16 protein-coding genes, 4 tRNA genes and 1 other RNA gene are annotated in these 19082 nt (G+C 44.3%); 1 reads left to right on the top strand and 20 read right to left on the bottom strand.

Annotated features, from left to right (window positions below):
• Positions 1-231: 231 nt before the first annotated feature.
• The 10 genes from E2L07_RS04480 to E2L07_RS04435 form a co-directional block, all read right to left on the bottom strand.
• Positions 232-1776 carry a rhomboid family intramembrane serine protease gene (locus tag E2L07_RS04480; protein WP_134228947.1) on the bottom strand — a complete coding sequence of 515 codons (1545 nt, stop codon included), beginning with the start codon at positions 1774-1776 and terminating at the stop codon, positions 232-234.
• 144 nt (positions 1777-1920) lie between these two features.
• Complete coding sequence (locus E2L07_RS04475) at positions 1921-3138, bottom strand: ISL3 family transposase (protein ID WP_134228946.1); 1218 nt, start codon at positions 3136-3138, stop codon at positions 1921-1923.
• Positions 3139-3337: 199 nt separating this feature from the next.
• On the bottom strand, positions 3338-3535 hold the full coding sequence (locus E2L07_RS04470) for a hypothetical protein (protein WP_053431491.1): 198 nt from the start codon (positions 3533-3535) through the stop codon (positions 3338-3340).
• Positions 3536-3590: 55 nt separating this feature from the next.
• The gene (locus E2L07_RS04465) at positions 3591-4613 is read right to left on the bottom strand and encodes a thiazole biosynthesis adenylyltransferase ThiF (RefSeq protein WP_053431492.1); all 1023 of its coding nucleotides are present in this window, start codon (positions 4611-4613) and stop codon (positions 3591-3593) included.
• A gap of 25 nt (positions 4614-4638) precedes the next feature.
• Positions 4639-5427, bottom strand: a complete 789-nt coding sequence (locus E2L07_RS04460; RefSeq protein WP_010897583.1) for a DUF92 domain-containing protein — start codon at positions 5425-5427, stop codon at positions 4639-4641.
• Positions 5424-5984: a 5-formyltetrahydrofolate cyclo-ligase gene (locus tag E2L07_RS04455; protein WP_134228945.1), complete on the bottom strand. Its 561-nt coding sequence runs from the start codon at positions 5982-5984 to the stop codon at positions 5424-5426. Before E2L07_RS04455 ends, E2L07_RS04460 begins: the two co-directional genes overlap by 4 nt.
• A gap of 249 nt (positions 5985-6233) precedes the next feature.
• The gene (rpmG, locus tag E2L07_RS04450) at positions 6234-6383 is read right to left on the bottom strand and encodes a 50S ribosomal protein L33 (protein WP_003323811.1); all 150 of its coding nucleotides are present in this window, start codon (positions 6381-6383) and stop codon (positions 6234-6236) included.
• Positions 6384-6471: 88 nt separating this feature from the next.
• Positions 6472-7221: a nucleotidyltransferase family protein gene (locus E2L07_RS04445; RefSeq protein ID WP_134228944.1), complete on the bottom strand. Its 750-nt coding sequence runs from the start codon at positions 7219-7221 to the stop codon at positions 6472-6474.
• 17 nt (positions 7222-7238) lie between these two features.
• Positions 7239-10010, bottom strand: coding sequence for a 1,4-alpha-glucan branching protein domain-containing protein (locus tag E2L07_RS04440; protein WP_134228943.1), 2772 nt, complete (start codon positions 10008-10010; stop codon positions 7239-7241).
• 12 nt (positions 10011-10022) lie between these two features.
• Complete coding sequence (locus tag E2L07_RS04435) at positions 10023-10667, bottom strand: DUF4912 domain-containing protein (protein WP_233422105.1); 645 nt, start codon at positions 10665-10667, stop codon at positions 10023-10025.
• 276 nt (positions 10668-10943) lie between these two features.
• On the opposite strand from E2L07_RS04435, the gene E2L07_RS04430 reads away from it, so the two are divergent.
• Positions 10944-11282 (top strand): hypothetical protein, encoded by a 339-nt coding sequence (locus E2L07_RS04430; RefSeq protein WP_243854902.1) that lies wholly within the window; start codon positions 10944-10946, stop codon positions 11280-11282.
• A 67-nt stretch (positions 11283-11349) separates the two neighbouring features.
• Here the strand turns inward: E2L07_RS04430 and E2L07_RS04425 are convergent, their stop codons facing one another.
• From E2L07_RS04425 to E2L07_RS04380, 10 genes are all read right to left on the bottom strand, one after another.
• Positions 11350-13434 (bottom strand): peptidoglycan D,D-transpeptidase FtsI family protein, encoded by a 2085-nt coding sequence (locus tag E2L07_RS04425; protein WP_134228940.1) that lies wholly within the window; start codon positions 13432-13434, stop codon positions 11350-11352.
• Positions 13435-13592: 158 nt separating this feature from the next.
• Positions 13593-13773: non-coding RNA, 6S RNA (gene ssrS, locus E2L07_RS04420), on the bottom strand.
• A gap of 79 nt (positions 13774-13852) precedes the next feature.
• Positions 13853-15142, bottom strand: a complete 1290-nt coding sequence (locus tag E2L07_RS04415) for an MFS transporter (protein WP_010897575.1) — start codon at positions 15140-15142, stop codon at positions 13853-13855.
• Between the two features lie 141 nt (positions 15143-15283).
• The gene (sodA, locus tag E2L07_RS04410) at positions 15284-15892 is read right to left on the bottom strand and encodes a superoxide dismutase SodA (protein ID WP_010897574.1); all 609 of its coding nucleotides are present in this window, start codon (positions 15890-15892) and stop codon (positions 15284-15286) included.
• Between the two features lie 221 nt (positions 15893-16113).
• Positions 16114-16584 carry a GNAT family N-acetyltransferase gene (locus tag E2L07_RS04405; RefSeq protein WP_010897573.1) on the bottom strand — a complete coding sequence of 157 codons (471 nt, stop codon included), beginning with the start codon at positions 16582-16584 and terminating at the stop codon, positions 16114-16116.
• 336 nt (positions 16585-16920) lie between these two features.
• A tRNA-Ser gene (locus E2L07_RS04400) sits at positions 16921-17013 on the bottom strand.
• Positions 17014-17027: 14 nt separating this feature from the next.
• Positions 17028-17104, bottom strand: a tRNA-Ile gene (locus E2L07_RS04395).
• Positions 17105-17153: 49 nt separating this feature from the next.
• Positions 17154-17227: transfer RNA gene (locus E2L07_RS04390), tRNA-Met, on the bottom strand.
• A gap of 6 nt (positions 17228-17233) precedes the next feature.
• Positions 17234-17308 (bottom strand) — tRNA-Asn (locus E2L07_RS04385).
• Positions 17309-17418: 110 nt separating this feature from the next.
• Positions 17419-19020: a Na/Pi cotransporter family protein gene (locus E2L07_RS04380; RefSeq protein ID WP_166740018.1), complete on the bottom strand. Its 1602-nt coding sequence runs from the start codon at positions 19018-19020 to the stop codon at positions 17419-17421.
• Positions 19021-19082: the final 62 nt, after the last annotated feature.

Below are 19082 nucleotides of genomic sequence, written 5' to 3'. Positions count from 1 at the left end.
ATCCATGAAAATGCACCTCGCAAATTGGTATTTTTGGTTGATTCGTTACTTCCATTTTACCATTTTTCGCTAAGGTGCATTTTTATTTTTTTTCGGATTTTATGGCTTTTTGAACAAGCTCTTATAGCCTTTTATGCCGAGTAGAGTCGAAGTTGCCTCTCTACTCTCGAATGATGTTCGAGGCTAAATTATACCATTTCTTACGGTGGAACAGATGAACGAATGACACGTTTATTCTTCTAAGGAGCGAAGAAACGTTTCATACTTTTCATTGCCTGGATCAAGCCGAACAGCCTCTTGAGCAGATTCAAGCGCCTTCTGTCTCTCATCTAATTCATCATAAACGAGGGCCAGATTATAATGAGCTTCGTGCATCTTTGGCTCTAAGTCAATCGTTTTTTGTAAATGCTCCTCGGCCTCCTCGTATTTCCCGAGCACGGCCTCTGTATAAGACAAGAGGAAATAAGCTTCCGCACGCTCATTCCCTTTTTCTACACTTTCCAGTAACACCTCATACGCCGCTTCTATATCTTCGGCCTCAATGAGGTCTTGCGCATTTTGCAAGGCCAAAAGATCAGCGCCAGCCTTATGTTCGTTTACAAACCCAAAGGCAAATGAACCGATAAGAGCTAGAACTGTAAGTAGCAAAAAACTAAGCTGGCGTAACCTTGGCCGATGGTTCGGTAAATGGACCACCGCAGAAGCAAGGAAGCCCCCAATGAGCCCACCAATGTGTGCCCCGTTATCAATCATCGGAATGATAAAACCGAACGCGAGGTTGAAAACAAGAATGAGCAAAACAGAAGACCCCATCGTTCGAAAAAACAGCTTTTTGTGGACGGTTCCGAAGTACAGCAACGCACCGAAGCATCCAAAGATCGCCCCAGAAGCCCCTGCTGAAACGTGGGCATTTAAAGCAAAACTGGCGATTGAACCCGCCAAACCAGCAATGAAGTAAATAATGAAAAATCGACTCGTGCCATAAATTCGTTCAACCGTTCCCCCTAAGTAAAAAAGAGCTAATGAATTCATCATGAAGTGAAGAATTCCAATATGTAAAAACATCGAGGATAAAAGGCGCCACCATTCGCCATCCGCTATGGCTGGATTGTATTTTGCCCCAAACTCAATAAGCGTTGGCATATCGGTACTCCCTCCGTTCATTTCAAGCAGGACGTACATGAAAGCAATGACAACGAGCAACCCATAGGTTGCATAGGGCTTACCGTATTGAAACAATCTCCGTTCTTTTTGCTGAGTGGCATTGGCCGTATGACGAATTTGTTGCCGCAGATAACGGGCCATTTGCTCCATCTGGTAGCCATCTTCATCTAAAAGCGCTACGTGAGGAAGATGGATAGACAATCGTTCATTCACGGCGGCAATTGTCGCTTTACGTTCTGATTCTTCCGCAACAATGAGCGTCGGACGTAGTGTGACATTCCCATTTCGATCTAGCTTCTCTTCAGCTTCAAACGAGGACCAATCATCGACAGGAGGATACATCGTCACATAGATCGCTTCTCCCCGAAGACGGCGGACACCCAATTGCCGTTTTAACCAAAGCATTTTTTTACGAACCTGTTCGAAATCAGCCCGCAACTGATTGCCCCAATCCACATCGATCCGTTTGATTCGAATAACGGTTCGATCTTTCAAAGCATCAGATTCAAGCCATACTTCGCTCTGCTCCATATCGAGCACGCGATAACCTTCTTCAACAACGAGATGATGCACCACTTGCCAAAAATATAAATCATGCCTCATAACATTCATCGTCTCACCTTTTCTTTATAGGGGGAATCAGACATACCCTTAGTATAACAAGACTGGGGCCGATAGTTGGATGATTTTGCATCCATTCGCTCGAAAAAAGGGTTCTTAGTCAAATGTTGGGGTGGATAGGAGGGCGAGCCCCTCTTATCCTACCCCGAATGTTTGATGTTTGAATTGATGATGCAAGAGAATACGGTTTCGCAAGCGATCATAACGCCGAAAACCAAAGGCATTTCTCTTAATCACCTTCGTTTGATTATTCAGTCCTTCAATAAAACCATTGTTTAAGCCAACCGCGAAGCTATTCAAGATCTCGGTCTGCCAGTTCTTCAGCGTCTGACTGGCTCGGTGGAACTCCTTTAACGGGCTCGCCTCCTCTCTTCGGTAAAAGGCGTAGAGCCCTTGCTTCACCTCGCTCATTCGTCCTTCCGTTCCTTGCATCTTCGCTTCTTGATACCACCGACGAAAATGTTCTTTTAGCTCATACGCTTCCCTTAAATCAGGGGATAGCTCTAGGTACCGCTCCACCTTCTTCTTTTGCTTATCCTCCAGTCCTTCTCTCTCTTTCTGAAACAGATGTTTGATCCGTTTACATCGTTTTCGATGATACGGATGGAACGCTTTTTGCACTCGGCGGCGAACCCCTTCCAGAGCCCAGTAGAGGTAACGACAGAAATGGAACGGATCCCCAATGATGAGCGGGTGGCCTAAGGCCTTTTGAACAGCCGACTTGAAGGTATAACTGAGATCCATCACGACTGTTTTCACCTGATGACCCTTCTCTTGAAGATATCGTTTAAGCGTATCGGCTTTACGATCCGGTAAGATATCCAGTGGCTTCCGTGTATCTGCATCCGCAATGATCACTTGATATTTCCCCGCTTTCGTATCCCCTTTGTAATCATCAATCGCAATCCGAGGAGGAAGGTGATCCACCTTCTTCACGAGGGGGGCCGCCAATTGATCAAACCGGCGCATGGCAGTTGTCACGGACGTTTGGAATTGATTCGCTGTGTCCGTAAAGTTCTTCCCTTGAATGAGCCGTAAGCGAAACGCTTGATTCCATTCCACTGTCTGACGCTGATATCGCTCTACAAAACAGGCTTTCTCCGCAAACCGCTTCCCGCATCTGCACGCGTACCGGCGCTTTCGATAGAATAGATACACCCACCGTTCAAAGAGCTTGAGATGTTGAACTTTTTGGATGCGGTAATCATGGATTCTCTCGGTTCTCTCCCCGCAGGATGGGCAACGATGAGGCGTTCGCGGCATTTCTACATGGAGCGCGATAAAGCCCTCTCGTTCCTCCATCTTTGTGACCTTCACACCTTTTAATCCGGGCAAATCCATGGTAAAATTCATCGTACACGCAGCTCCTATCCTTTCTTTGTTTCTGGACAATTCAAGGATAATGGATAAAGGAGCCTGCGTGCATTTTTTTTGCCCCTCTTTTGTGCAAAAACCCCAACATTTATTGTAGAGCCGAAAAAAGACGCTTCTATGAAAAACGCCCCTAAAATCGCATAAGCATTAGCGATTTTCAGAGGCGTTGCCCAGTTCGTTATCCTTGCGGGCTGCGTTGGTTGAACAAATTCCCCATGAGGTTGTTACGAACAAACGGTATTTGCATGGCAAATGATACCGCTATTCGTCGTAACCAGCGCTGCCCCAGCATCGCATTAAGCACACGATACCTGTATTTCACGGCAAAATAAAGAGAACCAATTAAAGCGACAACCGATACAATTCGACCAAACACAGATAATCCCTCCTTCTTCGTTACTTTTCCAAATGATGAAGGATTTTATCCATCGTTATAGCCCGATGTATTTGCTCACAAGTGTTTTCGCTCGTGACACGTCTTCTGTCCCTTGGACGAGCACCCGTCCATCTTTAAACAAAACGAGTCGCTCGCCTTCGGTTAATTGTACTCTTACTAAAAACGGAGTAGTCTGTACGTCAGCGATCCTATCAAGGCGCTTTCCCCATTCTGAAAGATCGAACGGCCTACCGGTATGAACTTGGACCGTTTCACGCCCGCATAGGGAAGTAACTGAATCGTGTGCCGCAGGGTGTAACGCCGGAAATGCTTTAGTTCCACATGTGGGACAATTGGCTTTTGCCGCTGCAAAATTCATATCGTATCGATGATTTCGCCATACGTCAAAGCTCATGAGACTGTGACGGTAAGCCTGCTCATTGTCCGTTAAATATTTTAACGCCTCAATCGCTTGAAACGAGGCAACGATATCAACGACAGGACCTAAAACACCTACTGTGTCACATGTTTGTCCTGACCCCTGTCCTTCTTGAATAAAACAGCGTAAGCATGGCGTTTTTTCTGGAATAAACATCGCCGTCATGCCCCTTGAACTTACGGCCCCACCGTAAATAAACGGGAGGCCCATTTGAAAACAAGCGTCATTGATAAGAAACCGTGTTTGGAAATTGTCCGTACCGTCAAGGACTAAATCCATACCTTCCATCAACTCATGAATGTTTTCAACTGTTACATCAGCGACGATCCCCTCTACTTTGATGTCGCTGTTCACTTTCTGTAGTTTTTGCTGTGCTGCGACCGCTTTTGGCAAACACTCTCGTACATCATCTTCATCAAACAATAACTGCCTTTGCAAGTTACTAGCCTCGACATAATCTCGATCCACCATTCGAACGTGACCGATTCCTGCTCGGACAAAATGATTGGCAAGTACGGTCCCTAGTGCACCAATTCCGACAATGAGGACAGCACTGTTCTGCAATTTCTGTTGCCCCTCTTTTCCGATGGGGGCAAAGAGCATTTGCCGTGAATAGCGTTCTTCCAGTCTGTCAGTCATGATGAGACTCCTTTCCTATTCAGCCTTATAGCAAGATAAGACCTGCGACGATCCCAAAAAGAGCACCTGTTCCAGTACAAATAGCATTCACCGTATCATTATTTAAAAAGCGAAGTCCATATTTTTTCTCGGTTGGCCCGTTACAATGAATTTTCCGTTCCGTTTCCAGCCCACAGCGCGGACATTGGTATAGCACTTGACCCGTTGCTCCAACCAACGTGTCAAAAAGATTCCCTAAAAAGCCTGCCAGCGTCAAACTAAACAAAAGATGATGGCTAGCAAAGGAACTCGACCACCAAAAAAAGATACTCACAACGACAATGATAAACGACCCTGCAAAAGCTGCCGCCGTACCAATGGCAGACACAGCTCCTGATGTCCCTGCATCGACCGGCTTCCACTTAATAATATGTATCGGCCTTCTTTTTGCAAGCGGCCCTACTTCGGAAGCCCATGTATCAGCATTTGCTGCAGCTAAGCTTGCTACGAATCCACAAATGTAAATTGGGTCCTGCAAAATGGAAAATAACAGGGCACAAATCGCAGCAAATCCACCGTTGGCCAACACTTGCCAGCCGTCCCGTGTGGAACCTTTCGCCGTAATTTCATTTTCCTTTCGTTCTTGATAAAAACGACTCCAAAATCCCGACGTAAAAAAGAAGATCGCCAAAAGGAGCAAGCCTTTAAAGCCAAGACCAAAGGAAATAAGTGCCCCTACTACAAAGGCAGAAATCGCTCCAGAGAGGGTTAGCTTTTTAGTCTTGTAGGCATACACAGAGAGTAACAAAACCCCTAGCAATGCAAGGACAATCATCGGTACACCCCTCGTTCAGTGACAATCATTTGAACCCGCTCATCCCGTTCATCGGTCGGAACAGATTCCACAAGTTGCTGCGAGTACGCGAGAGCGATTGTCTTCCCTTTATAGGAATGTAGAAATCGATCATAGTAACCCCCACCATAGCCTAGGCGGTTTCCTTTTTGATCAAAGGCGACCCCTGGGACTAGGAGTAAATCTAACTCCTGACCATCTATCTGTCTGCATTCAGATGGTTTCGGTTCACGCAAACCGAAAAATGTATCTTCTAAAACCGAAAACGAATGAATTTCATAAAAAGTCATTTGCGTTGTCCCTTTTTTAACTCTTGGAACCGCTATTTGTTTCCCCTCTTCCCATCCTCGGGAAATGATCAGTTCTGTCTGCACTTCATGGGGTAGGGATATGGTGATACCAATTGCGTCAGCTTCGTTCCATTCTGGCAGTGAAAAAAGGATATCAGCAACTCTTTGCGATCCTTCCTTCCGCTGTTGCTCAGGTTGGGATCGTAGCAATTTTATTATTCTATTCCGTAAAGCTTTTTTCTCCTCCATACCTCACTCTCCCACGAACAATCTCTTTCAATCTTACATGAAAATGACCGAGGCGTCAGGTATTCTATATTTCATTCTAGCTACATTTCAATGACAGAGAGACTCTCCTAGTCTTTATTATACATAACGTTATAGTTTAGAAAAGCTTAGCTTACTGCCAAGACTTAACGCCGGAATACACTCATCATTTATAGAAGTTAAACTTTCCTCAGGTGAAATAAAAAAATAAGCAGTGGCATGACCAACTGCTTATTTTGTCTCACGGTGCAACGTATGACGCTTAAGGCGTGGGCTATATTTCTTTAGCTCGATACGCTCAGGATTCGTACGTTTATTCTTTGTCGTAATGTAGTTACGATCACCAGTTTCTGTGCAAGCAAGTGTTACTTGTACACGCATCGTTATCCCTCCAGACGTTTATGCTTTTTTCACACTTCATAAATGATAGCAAAACAACTTAAAGGAATCAAGTGTTTTTTCTTTACACCTAATCATGAGAAAGAAGCGACGGTCGTCCTACAAACGAAGGAACGCTTCCACTATTTACATCGTTATTTGCCTGTAAATAATCATGAAACGAGCCAATGTCTCGCCAATAGCCGCCCCCTTCTAAAGCAAATATATCCAGCTTCCTGTCTACAAGGTATGGGATGACGTCTTTTCCTAGATCAACGGCACTGCCTTTTGGAATGTAAGAGAGAACAAAAGGGTCCATGACGTACAAACCCGTATTCACCAAAACCTCTCTTGTCTTGTCTTCCGTAGGCTTTTCTCGAAACGCAACTACTCGATGGTTTGGACCGGTTTGAACAACGCCATAGTTTTGTCCGTTTTTCACCCGCTTCGTCAACATTGTCATAAGACTGTTTTGACGCTTATGGAAAACGATGGCCTCCTGTATTGATATCGTAGTTAACACATCGCCGCTCATCACGACAAATGGTTCATCTAAATAACGCTCCGCTGCTTTCAAGCTCCCAGCTGTTCCGAGAGGGGCGTCTTCTTGAACATACGTGATTCGCATACCGTACTTGGAGCCATCTTGAAAATATGCTTTCATTTGATGATTCAGATAATGGACGAGCATGACGATATCACGAATCCCATGGGCAGCAAGGTGGGCGAGCCCATGGGCCAAGCACGGCACACCACCTATCGGAAGCATCGGTTTCGGTATTTGATCCGTTAATGGCTTTAAACGCGTGCCTCGCCCTCCTGCTAGAATTACCCCTTTCATTGGCCACCCCTTATGTGTTAGGCATAGATGTCTCGCTTCATTTTTTTCACTAAGATCGCTTCCGTTTGATCGGCAATCGTCTCCCAACTATACTGCTCGATCACGTCTTGTGAACCTTTAAAACCAATTTGTGCCCGCAAAAGCGGTTTATGATAGAGGGACAACAATTGAGCTACAATCGCGTCCACATCACCAGTAGGTACTTTTAGCCCATTGTCTCCATGCTCAACAATTTCCGCTAAACCACCCGTGTCAGATACAATCGTAGGTGTGCCTGCAGCCATCGCTTCTAACGCGACGATTCCGAACGGCTCGTACAAGCTAGGAAAAATGCAGACATCCGCGCGATGGTACCATTCATTTCTCTCACTATCACTAATATAGCCGACAAAGGAAATCCAAGCTTCAAGGTGACGTTCCTTTACTTGTTGTTGATAGTCAGCTAGTAGAGGCCCATGCCCAGCCACAACAAATTGAATCGGTTCGCCTAGTTCTTTGCATTTTGCAGCTGCTTCAACCAAGAGAGAAAATCCTTTTTCTTGAACGATTCGCCCAACAGAAAATACAATGAAACGATTTTCAGGAGAAATCGTTTGAAGACGTGCAGCTTCAATTTGCTCACGAGCCACACCATTTGCGATCACTGCCACTTTATCAGGATTAGGCACAAACAATGATTGAACATGTTCTTTCATAAATTGACTGCAAACAATGATTTGATCAGCCTCTGTCACGAGCTTCATTTCCTGGTCATGAATCGCTTGCTGTAACTCGGTATGGATACCTTGATTCCGCCCGTGCTCCGTTGCATGAATAGTAGCCATAAGCGATGTTTGAAAAAGGTGTTTTAATGCTAAAGCAGCTCCTGATACGAGCCAATCATGAGCATGAATGACGTCAAACGGACGAAAACGGTATAATTTTTTCACATGTTCAAACATGGCTAAGTTCAAGCTGGCCACCCAATCTAAAAATGGCTCCCTCTCTGGTTGTAACCCGCTGACCCGATGGATGTGGACGTCCCCATTTTTTTCGTACTCGGGAGCTCCATCCATAGCGGCTGTAACGACGTGAATTTCATGCCCCTTTTTTGCTAATGCTTGAGACAAAGCATCCACATGACGTGATAGGCCTCCGACAACATAAGGCGGATATTCCCAACTCAGCATAAGGATCGAGCACGTTCCTTCAAATGGCTGGGTCTCTTTTTTCGATTGCACGTAACGATCATGGGGGCTTAAAAATACGCGCTCGTCGATCGTCTCCAGAAAAGGAAACGCTGCAAGCATTTGCTTAAGCCACTGGGAATCTATACGATCTTCAAGCAAGGCGCTCTGAATCGTGTCGAAGCGACGAACATGCTCATGGAAACGCTCTGACGCATACTGTGCAGCCGTTTGACCGTCGAGAATAAACGCCCAGTCACTGCTAACAGCGAGCATCCACTCTCTAACCATTTGCTGAATGGCCTGCTTTTCGAGAACTGTAGGTTGTGGATACATGGCCACTATTTTCGCTAAATCTTTTTCCATGCGATGATAATGTCTATACATCCAAGCATTATGGTCATTTAACCAAACGTGACCATAACCGTCTCTCCCCCAAGTCGAAAAGCTCACATGAGCGGTCTGAAAATCTTGATAGTGACGCTGCAAATAGAGCTCTGGTGTTATGAAGGACACACGGTCTGCTCCTTGCTCATATAATGCCTCGATCCACTCTGGCCCTTCAAACCACCAATGACCGAACAACTCAGCATCAAACGGAGTGACCATGACATACGGCGGAAAGTTTTGTCCGCCATGTTGATCGATCTCATGATGAATCGCACCTATAAAATGATTCGCATGTTCTTGCACACGTTTCTCCGCCCATTCACGGACATACAAGTCTTTTTCCTCCGTATGCCCTGTAATCCGATGATACTTCAACCCTGTATCGATCCGAATCCCGTCTTTGTGGACGTGCGGCTTAATATAATCCCATTCCCGGTCATATGCGATGTCACGGTAAAATTCACGGTAATCGACATCACCAGGATACCCAAGCGTTGAGCTCCACACTTTTGCGGAAAGTTCCGTATGGCGAGGGAACAACGCAATTCCATGCGGGCTATAGATCGGGGCACCTGAGCCCTTATGCGGAGTCGGATCTGCCGTCAAAACAGCGTGTTCATCTACAAATGTGTAACGGATGCCTTCCTCAAATAAAATTCGGTCAACGCCTGGAGAGAAGGCACATTCTGGGAGCCAGAACCCAAGTGGTTTTTTGCCAAAATGTTGTTCAAAGCATGCGATTCCGTGGCGAACTTGGGCGCGAATTGCTTCTTTTGTTTTTAAGTATGGAAAAAAGGCATGCGTGGCAGCGGACGTCATTAATGTGCATTGCTCGTTCTCCATCAAGCTGCGGAAACCGATGAGTAGATTCCGATCCCACTGTAAAAACGTTGCTTTTAGCTTTTCATAGCGCTGCTTATAAAACTGAACGAGATTTTGCGTTCGTTGATCGTTTGTACGTTTCTCTTCTTTTTTCAAAAGCTGTTCGGTATTTTCAAGGTGATTCAAGTAACGAGTTTGCACAAGTGGGTCACTCAGCATCTCCATAACAGGAGGGGTAAAGGAAATGGTGACTGCATGTTTTACGGGCAGTTTTTCTAAGGCCCATAAAAGAGGAATATACGTTTCCGACATGGCTTCAAACAGCCAACGTTCCTCCAATCGATCTTCTTCTTGATGACGAACATAAGGCAAGTGGGCATGTAAGACTAGGGAAAAATATCCTTCTCTCATCTCGCGGGCTCCTTATTTCGTTTTTTCGTAATAGGAATACGTGCTGAAATGCTCAAGCCACTTCGGTTCTTCGCTCAAACCGTATTGCCAGTCAAGCACATCTTCCTTCCGAAAGTTATATTGATCGTTTCGTTGTCTTGGCGTCTCGATTGGCGTGGAACGTACAACCGGTAAAAACGCACCAGAGGGAGTGATAACCCCTAAATCTATAAGATAAGTACAGTTTGGTTCTACATGTTCAATCAGCCAATTGTTTGTCATTTCTGGTAAGTGAATATCTACATAGCGGTTGGCACGGCGGCCATCGAATAAGAGTGATGTCACGTCATAGAGGCGAAGACGTTTCTCCAGCTGTTCCCAGTCCTTATCGGTCTGGTAGGAAACGAGTCCTCTTGTTTGTTCAGAGGTATCCCAAAACGCATACAATGTTGTCGGTCCTTGTGGAAGGAGAGTGATTTCTGTAACAGGATAAGAGCCAGGAAGCTGCCACTCGCCTTTAGCGGCTGGCTTAGCTTGTCCTTTTTGATGTTGAAGCTCTTCGTGCTTTTTATAACGATAATGAACTTTTCCGACGGTTGTGTTTAATGCTTGCGCTATTTTCCGAAACGAAAGACCTTGTTTTCGAAGCTTCAAGATTTCTTCGATCAATTGCTCCACTCCTTCGAAAAACATTCATTTACTTCATCATACCTTTAGGAAGAAAAGGGAACAAGAGAGGAAAAATGTCTGTTTTTGTCCCTTTTTACTTGATGCACTATTCATATCATAACGTAAAACGATCAAGAGAAGATACAAGCTTGTCAGAAAATCGAATGAATTTTTAGAAAGTTTACATTATAGAAGGTTAAAAAAAACAGGAGTGTCCCTTGTCTTTTTCCTTTATAATAAAAGAGATACACAGAGATGAAAAGGGGGGAAATTGCTTTGGAATGGGTGTTGATCGGACTTTTTATATTTTCTTCAATCTTGTTCATTCTTTCCTTCGCACGTAAAGATCGAACGAAGCAATTAGAGGAACAATTGGATAACCTCTCGATTACGTTTATGCAAGAAATTTACCAATTGAAAAAGAAAATGCGTTTACTTGAAGAGGAGCTTCTCGTCGGTCAACGTGCAAGTCTCTCGCAGACAAACGACAAACAAGCGCTGTTAATAGAAGAAGTAGGACAGTTATCTGACGCTGGCTATGAGGCTGAAGAAATTGCCCGTAAAACAGGGCTGCTGTTAACCGAAGTAGAACAGCTGCAACGAAAATGGGCGGCTTCACAATGAGTATCGTTTTAGCCTAAAGTAAAAACATCCCCTCCAGCTCGTACGCTGAAGAGGATGTTTTTTGCGTTTAATCGTTCCCTTCAAAATCCTCTAAAACAGGATCATCTGCTAACGTAGGGCCTTCTCGCCTTTCCTTTAATTCAAAATACGTATCCAGCATCTCTGCCCCAATATCACGGGCAAGGTCAGCATTGGCACCTGGAGCTGAATCACGTTTCGCATAAGGAACGATGATCGCAAATGCTACCTCAGGATCATCATATGGTGCATATCCGACAAGTGCTTGGTTGTTCCCGTCAATAAAGCGACGGTTTTCTCCCTCTCCTACAGCGACGCGAACCTGAGCTGTTCCGGTTTTTGTTGCGGTCGTATATGTTTTGTTCGCAAAGAAGCGACTGGCCGTACCGTTTGTTGAAACACGTCTGAACCCTTGCTGAACATCACGAATTTGTGCATCGGTCATATCGATTCGATTCAACACTCGTGGCTCAAATTGTTGAACGACAGCACCGCGTGAATCTTTATCCGCACTCGGCTCACGAATTTCAGTAACAAGTCGCGGTTGCATCCGGTAACCATCATTGGCAATCGTTGAAATATATTGAGCGAGCTGCATCGTTGTATACGTATCAAACTGTCCGATCATTAAGTCTAACAGGTTACCCGCTTGTTGAACTCCACCATTGACACCTGTATACTCAGACGGGAGGTCAATCCCCGTCTCTGTACCTAATCCAAACTGGCTGAAATAATAGCGCGCTTCATTGTAAGCTCTCTCAATCGTTTCACTATTCCAGCAGCATTTTGAGTTGTAATTATAGCCTGCCATCCTCATGGCAATTTCAAACATATACACGTTGGATGACACTTCAAGGGCTCGCTGAGAACTAACAGCCCCGTAGTTCCGCACAGACTTTTTAATAGGGGTACCAGGAAGGTCAATTGGTCGATCATAAAACACGGTCCCTGGTGAGGCAACACCTGTTTGAAAACCGGTTAACACAGAAGCCCCTTTTATAGAGGATCCCATTTCAAATGCTTTATTGACAACGCCAATATGGTCATTTTCCTGATTTGTTGAATAACCGGTCATTGCGAGAATATCTCCCGTTTTCGGGTCCATCATCACCACATAAGCTGAACCTTCATTGATAAACGCCCCAGGATTTTGTGAAATTCGCCGTTCCACAATGTCATCCAAATATTGTTGCATCTCCATATCAATCGCCAACACGAGGTCATTTCCTCTTGAGCCTAACTGCTCATTAATCGTTTGCTCGATCATGTCTCCAGCGGATGATGTTGTCATGCTTTCAACAACTGCTTTTTGTCCCCTGAGCACATCTTCATATTGAAGCTCCAAATAACTTGTTCCGACAATATCGGACCGTTCATATCCTTTTGCTAAATAATTGTTAAGCTGCTCCCGCGGAATGGAGCCTGTGTTCCCAAACACACTTCTGAGCGAGTTGCCATATGGATATTTACGTCTGGAATCACGAAGGATATCAACACCGGGAAGCTCATCTAGCTTTTCAGCGATGCTGTGGGCTTCTTCTTCCGAAATATCCCGTTTGATCCGCTGAGGTGTTAGTGCATAGCCTTGATTCATTTGGCGAAAGATCGCCAGAATCCGTTCATCTTCCTCTGTTAAGCTATTAAGATGCTCATCTGTAATCCGTTCGAGCTCAAGAGCATACTCCTCCTGAGGATCATCGATCTCTTTTCGTTCTTCTAAAGACACGAGCTCAAGTCGTTCTTCACGAGAGGCTTGCAGCAACCAATAATCCTTTCGGTCTCGCTCCGTAATCTTACTCGTATCCACTTCAATGAGCTGTTCTAGCTTGCGAGCAACATCGAGCATTTCTTCAGTGTCTCTTGTCTGACTTTGACTCGTGTACGTTAAAGACAGCTCGAGTTCGTTATCGACCAAAACATAGCCAAAGCGGTCATACATGAGACCACGGGGCGCATCAATTCTTGCAGTGGCGTTCGATGTCCTTTCCAAACTCTTTAAATGTGTTTCTCCTTCCACAATTTGCACAAAACCAAGGCGCAAAATTAAAATGGAAAAGAGCGCAAACACGATAAAAAAGAGGACATTCAACCGGCTAAATACAAAGTTCTTTTTTTTGCGTGGCCCTGTTCTCATACGCTAATGTTCCTCCTATATACTACCATTTATAATATGTCAGGACTCATGAAAGAAAACTCGGCGACATGGCCGAGCTTTCATGGAAGCCGATCCGTCCAGAACGATCATACTAAGATCTTTCATTTGGGAAATCGTTTATACTCTCCAATCGTATAAAAAAACCCGCGAATGCCGTTTGCTTCACACGTTTCAAGAACCTACCCTCGCAGGTGGGTGCTCGCAGACAGCTGATCCAACGTCCTAATAGAGGCATGTCGTCACAGAGTCAATGTAGAGCTCCCTTTTTAAACGTACGGTTCGAAACATTAGAGAAGCTAACAAACATAGCAGGCTGTTTTAAACTAAGCTCAGTATAGCACAATTTTAACGAAAACAGAAGCAGGTCCAATCACTGTTACAAGATTGACACAATCGCTTATACCGTTGAATTTCCTGGACCACCTTCACCATTTTTTTGCCTTGCAAACATGTAGGAAGGAACATGTTTCTTTGCCGGGAAGCGAATGTTGCGAATAAACCAATAGATGACAGTATGCCCGGCACCAACAATAAGAAACAACAGCGGAATCCCCTTCTTTTCTGGTAATACTGAAATCGTTAAAATGAAAAGGCAAATGGACGTAATCCGACCTAAATTTAAAAACAGTTCACGAACGACAATGTACTCCACCCGCATGTCTTTTGCACCTTTTGCTTTACCAATGACGTCATAGGTTAATGAAACATACGGTACGAGGAGAAACGGATAAGCGATGGAGATGACAATCCCATACATAATTAATCGAGGGAATGTCAGCTTAAAAACAATTAAAAACAACGCCGCATACAAAACCAATCCTCCAATGAGGATCGACTTCTTGCGAAAGCTCGGCTTGATGAGGCGAGTGGCTAAATAATAAGCAACAAACGATGTAGCCGAGGCGACAAGACCATATGTCCCGATCGCTAATTCACTCTTCGTTGTCACATACACCCATACGACAATAACAAATGCAAACGTTCCTTCTCGTAATCCTTGGAAAAAGTGGGCGTGGACAATCCGTCCCCAATTTTTATTATGCTTCCGCTCTTTTAGGACGGCTCGGAAGTGAAACCCTCCTTTTGCTGCTCTCCTCTTCAGCATGAAGCTAATGATGACAGCAAGAATGAACAGACCTAGAGAAAGGGCAAATATTACCGTGTATCCAGTCATCTTCTCCATCTTTGTAATCAAAAAACCTGAAAGAATGGGTCCGATCATTCCAGCAAAGGAGGTAAGCAGCCCCAAAAAACCATTAAAAAAATCCCTCGTCTCAGGCTCTGTAATTTCAAACGTAAGGACATTAAAGGCAAGCCAATAAAAACCAAATCCGATCCCCAGCAATCCGCCAAGAAGGATCAGGAATTGATTTGCCTTTTCCCCTAACATGAGAACTGTTGAAAAGAAAATCGATAAAAAAATGACCCCTAACCGTAAGACGATCACACGATCAATTTTCTTCGCCCAACGCCCTGCCAAAATAAACGTGAGTGGTTGCATAATCACAGACGTTAAATTGTAAAGAGCTAAATCAAGAAACTCTCCAGATTGCTTCCACAAGTAGACATTTACAAATGTATTAGAAAGGGCAATTCCGAGTGCATAAAGACCGCCAATGACGAGTAGTAAGATGAGATCTTTTGAAACTTCAATATCCCCAATAACTTTTTTTAATACATCATGCAAACCGACCCACCACCTTCTGTTTTAGTGTGTGTCGGTTTAGTCACGTTATGCATTGAGACAGGGGGAGATCGAACGAGATTTACCTACAAAAAATAAGAGGGGTCCATCATTGTAAATGGCCCCTCTATGTAAACATCAGACTTATTTTGCTTCGTTGTAACGCTTCGCTACTTCGTCCCAATTGACAACGTTCCAGAAAGCTGAAATGTAATCAGGACGACGGTTTTGGTAATTCAAGTAGTATGCATGCTCCCATACGTCTAAGCCAAGAATTGGTGTTTTCCCTTCCATTAATGGCGTATCTTGGTTTGGAGTGCTTGTGATTTCTAGTTTGCCATCATTGACAACAAGCCACGCCCAGCCAGAACCGAAGCGGTTTGCTGCTGCGTCTGCAAATTTTTCTTTGAATTGATCAAAGCTACCGAATTCAGCATTGATCGCATCTGCAAGCTCACCAGTAGGAGCGCCTCCACCATTCGGGCTAAGAATTTGCCAGAAAAGCGTGTGGTTTGCATGGCCACCACCATTATTGCGGACTGCTGTACGAATGTTTTCTGGTACAGCATCGAGGTCGCTGACAAGCGCTTCAATTGACTTTTCAGCAAGAGCACTGTGACCTTCAAGAGCTGCATTTAATTTTGTTACATACGTGTTATGGTGCTTCCCGTGGTGAATGTTCATCGTTGCCTCATCGATGTGTGGTTCAAGTGCATTTGCAGGATACGGTAGTTTTGGTAGTTCAAAAGCCATAATACGATCTCCTCCTTGATAAACGTGAAATAATAAAGAATGAATTTGGAGGGAAATCCCTCCAAAATAGTAAAACAAGTTAGTCAATAGAAATGTTTATTAAGTTGCCCCATCAATACAATAGCAAATTTCGAACAAGCTTTCAACGAAAACGCTCATGGCTTGCTTTCCCCATATGCTTTTATACGATACCCTGTTTAACCATAGCTTAAACCATTTTCTTAAAGAGGAAGCTCCATCGTCTGTTTTTGACATCGCATGCCCAAGCTGTGGTAAAAAGCTTTAGCCCGATCGTTAAAGTCATACACATCCAATTCAATCGCATCCACCTGATGGGCTTTCCCATAGGAAATAATCGCTTCAAAAATAAGTCGACCAATTCCACCGCCCCGTCTTGTCTCATCTACACATAGATCTGAAATATACACCGTTTTCCTCTGCTGCATCGTTGGAAGGAGAGGTGTTTGTACGAGATGAATCACACTGTACGCTCCAATTTTTTCTCGCTCATCAACGAACACTAACACGGTTGATTTTTCGCCTTGGACAGCTGCTTGAAAAAAACTCGGATTTAGCGTTGGCTCGTTGGAACGAAAAATATCTCCCCTCTCCTTCACATGCGCTTCGTGCACTTGGGTGTGTAGCCTTGCCACCTCTTCATAATCTTGAACGGTTGCTTCCCGAATGATCATCCTCGTCGCCCCTTTTTGTAAGTCGTTTTAGCCAGTGTATTCACCTTATACCTAGAGGGTTTCTTTTAACAGAGACGACATATCGATTAAAAAAAAAAATAAAAGCCGTTAGCAACCAATTGACCGAGGCTACAGCTATTAAGGAATCGCGGCGAGCTTATTTCATGTGCTCATGCTGACTGTAGAAGGCTCACAGAAGTCATCGTGCTCGGCTCCCCTACCCTGACATCGCTAGTTAAAGTAGTTTGGTTTGTTGCCAAGGCCGATCGTGAAAGCAACATTTTAGAACACAAAAAAACTACAGCATCCATGCTATAGTTTGAACATCTGTATGTATGGCGGAGGAGGAGGGATTCGAACCCCCGCGCGGTTTAACCCGCCTGTCGGTTTTCAAGACCGATCCCTTCAGCCAGACTTGGGTACTCCTCCAACATAAATACTCATGGTGGACCCTGTAGGACTCGAACCTACGACCGATCGGTTATGAGCCGACTGCTCTGACCAACTGAGCTAAGGGTCCAACTATCATCTTAATCTTTCTAGCACACATTCATGCGGTAAAAAAGGAATAGCGGCGGAGGGAATCGAACCCCCGACCTCACGGGTATGAACCGTACGCTCTAGCCAGCTGAGCTACACCGCCATATCATGGCTCCACAGGTAGGACTCGAACCTACGACCGATCGGTTAACAGCCGATTGCTCTACCACTGAGCTACTGTGGAACAAGAAAGACAAGAATAATATTACCACTGTTTGTCCATCTAGTCAATGCTTTTTCCTGTAGATTTTTGTTGATATTGAAAAGAAAAGCAGAGGCGTCTCTGCTTTTCTTCTAACGATTTTCTCCGATGACCGCTTCAGCAATGTTGACAGAATGGTCGCCAATCCGTTCAAGGTTACTTACAATGTCGACAAAAACGATACCAGCAGCACCTGTACAATTCCCTTCATTCACACGAATGATATGCTGCTTGCGTAATTTACGTTCCATTTGATCGATATGCTCTTCTTTTTCGATAACAGAACGAGCAGCCTCAAGATCCCCTGTCTCTAAGGACATGATCGCTTCTGTCAATGTTGAATGTGTAAGATCAAACATTTCCTGAAGGTCATGGAGTGCTTTTTCTGAAATTTTTACTTTGTTCGCTTTCTGATAATCCTTTAACTCCACAATGTTTTCAATATGATCTCCGATTCGTTCAATATCACGTACGGTATCCATCAGCATTCCGTGCATTTTTGAATCCTGAGCCGACAAGGAGCGAGAGGAGATCGAAATTAAATATTCGGTAATTTTCCGATCGAGATTGTTGATGGCATCTTCAAATTGAACCGCCATTTCCGCATGTTTCTTTTGACCATTTTCCATGTATTTACTTACTTCGAGTAGCCCTTTTTCAGAAAACTCAGCCATCCGCAATACTTCCTGTTTCGCCTGTCCAAGGGCAATCGCTGGTGAGCTACCGACAAAACGCGGATCTAAATGCTTCGCCTTATATTCAATGTAGAAATCGTCTCCAGGGACGAGCTTAGTTACAATGATCGCCAAGATCCCGATAAATGGAAGTTGGATGAGTGTATTCGATACATTAAAAATTCCGTGGGCAAATGCAATCGTCATTGGACGATTCAAAGCAAATACCTCTGCTAAATAAGCAATAAAGTGTGTAAACGGAATAATGATAATTAAAACAATGATCGTTCCAATTAAGTTAAAAATCACATGAGTTAATGCTGCACGTTTCGCCGCTACCGATGCACCAATGGCCGCAAGCACTGCGGTAATCGTTGTTCCAATGTTATCACCAAATAAGACCGGTAAAGCTGCAAATAAGTCCATTGCCCCTTGATCGTAAAGCTGTTGCAGGAGCCCGATTGATGCACTGGAGCTTTGTACCGCTGCGGTGAAAATCGTTCCGATTAGTACTCCTAAAAGTGGGTTTTCACTCATGCTTACCGTTAAATCAGCAAAAGCTTGCAGCTCACGCAGGGGCTTTAGTCCTTCTCCCATTGTATTCAAACCATAGAAAAGCGTCCCAAAACCAAAGATAACTTGTCCAATATTGTTCACTTTTTTATTTTTAATAAAAAAGATTAAAGCTGCTCCCACTGCAATGATCGGCAAAGCATATTCAGAGATTTTAATCCCAATAATGAATGCAGTAACGGTTGTACCAATGTTCGCACCCATTATAACACCGATAGCCTGTTTAAGCGTCATAAAACCAGCGTTGACGAGACCAATCGTCAAAACAGTTGTACCCGTACTCGTTTGTAGCAAGACGGTAACAACGATACCTGCTAATACACCCATTAACGGATTTGTTGTAAATTTATCTAACAAATCACGCAAGCGCTCTCCTGCTACTTTTTGCAGTCCATCCCCCATGTACTTAATCCCAAATAGGAAAATACCTAGACCGCCAAAAAACATAAATAGCAATGTTTGCAACTCTGCATCCACAGTCTCTCATCCCTTCAAATAGAAACTAGTAT

Source organism: Halalkalibacterium halodurans (assembly GCF_004376175.1).
Taxonomy (GTDB): Bacteria; Bacillota; Bacilli; order Bacillales; family Bacillaceae_D; genus Halalkalibacterium; species Halalkalibacterium halodurans.
Note: the sequence above shows the minus strand (reverse complement) of the source record. Positions and strands in the feature narration are given on the sequence as shown.

Excerpts from the sequence above, each read along its gene's own strand:
- E2L07_RS04460 (WP_010897583.1), bottom strand. The coding sequence starts at position 5,427 with ATGATTGTCCTTGCATTGCTAGGGGTTTTGTTACTCTCTGTGTATGCC.
- E2L07_RS04465 (WP_053431492.1), bottom strand. The coding sequence starts at position 4,613 with ATGACTGACAGACTGGAAGAACGCTATTCACGGCAAATGCTCTTTGCC.
- E2L07_RS04425 (WP_134228940.1), bottom strand. The coding sequence starts at position 13,434 with ATGAGAACAGGGCCACGCAAAAAAAAGAACTTTGTATTTAGCCGGTTG.
- E2L07_RS04380 (WP_166740018.1), bottom strand. The coding sequence starts at position 19,020 with ATGTTTTTTGGCGGTCTAGGTATTTTCCTATTTGGGATTAAGTACATG.
- E2L07_RS04475 (WP_134228946.1), bottom strand. The coding sequence starts at position 3,138 with ATGAATTTTACCATGGATTTGCCCGGATTAAAAGGTGTGAAGGTCACA.
- sodA (WP_010897574.1), bottom strand. The coding sequence starts at position 15,892 with ATGGCTTTTGAACTACCAAAACTACCGTATCCTGCAAATGCACTTGAA.
- E2L07_RS04445 (WP_134228944.1), bottom strand. The coding sequence starts at position 7,221 with ATGAAAGGGGTAATTCTAGCAGGAGGGCGAGGCACGCGTTTAAAGCCA.
- E2L07_RS04440 (WP_134228943.1), bottom strand. The coding sequence starts at position 10,010 with ATGAGAGAAGGATATTTTTCCCTAGTCTTACATGCCCACTTGCCTTAT.
- E2L07_RS04405 (WP_010897573.1), bottom strand. The coding sequence starts at position 16,584 with ATGATCATTCGGGAAGCAACCGTTCAAGATTATGAAGAGGTGGCAAGG.
- E2L07_RS04480 (WP_134228947.1), bottom strand. The coding sequence starts at position 1,776 with ATGAATGTTATGAGGCATGATTTATATTTTTGGCAAGTGGTGCATCAT.
- E2L07_RS04455 (WP_134228945.1), bottom strand. The coding sequence starts at position 5,984 with ATGGAGGAGAAAAAAGCTTTACGGAATAGAATAATAAAATTGCTACGA.
- rpmG (WP_003323811.1), bottom strand. The coding sequence starts at position 6,383 with ATGCGTGTACAAGTAACACTTGCTTGCACAGAAACTGGTGATCGTAAC.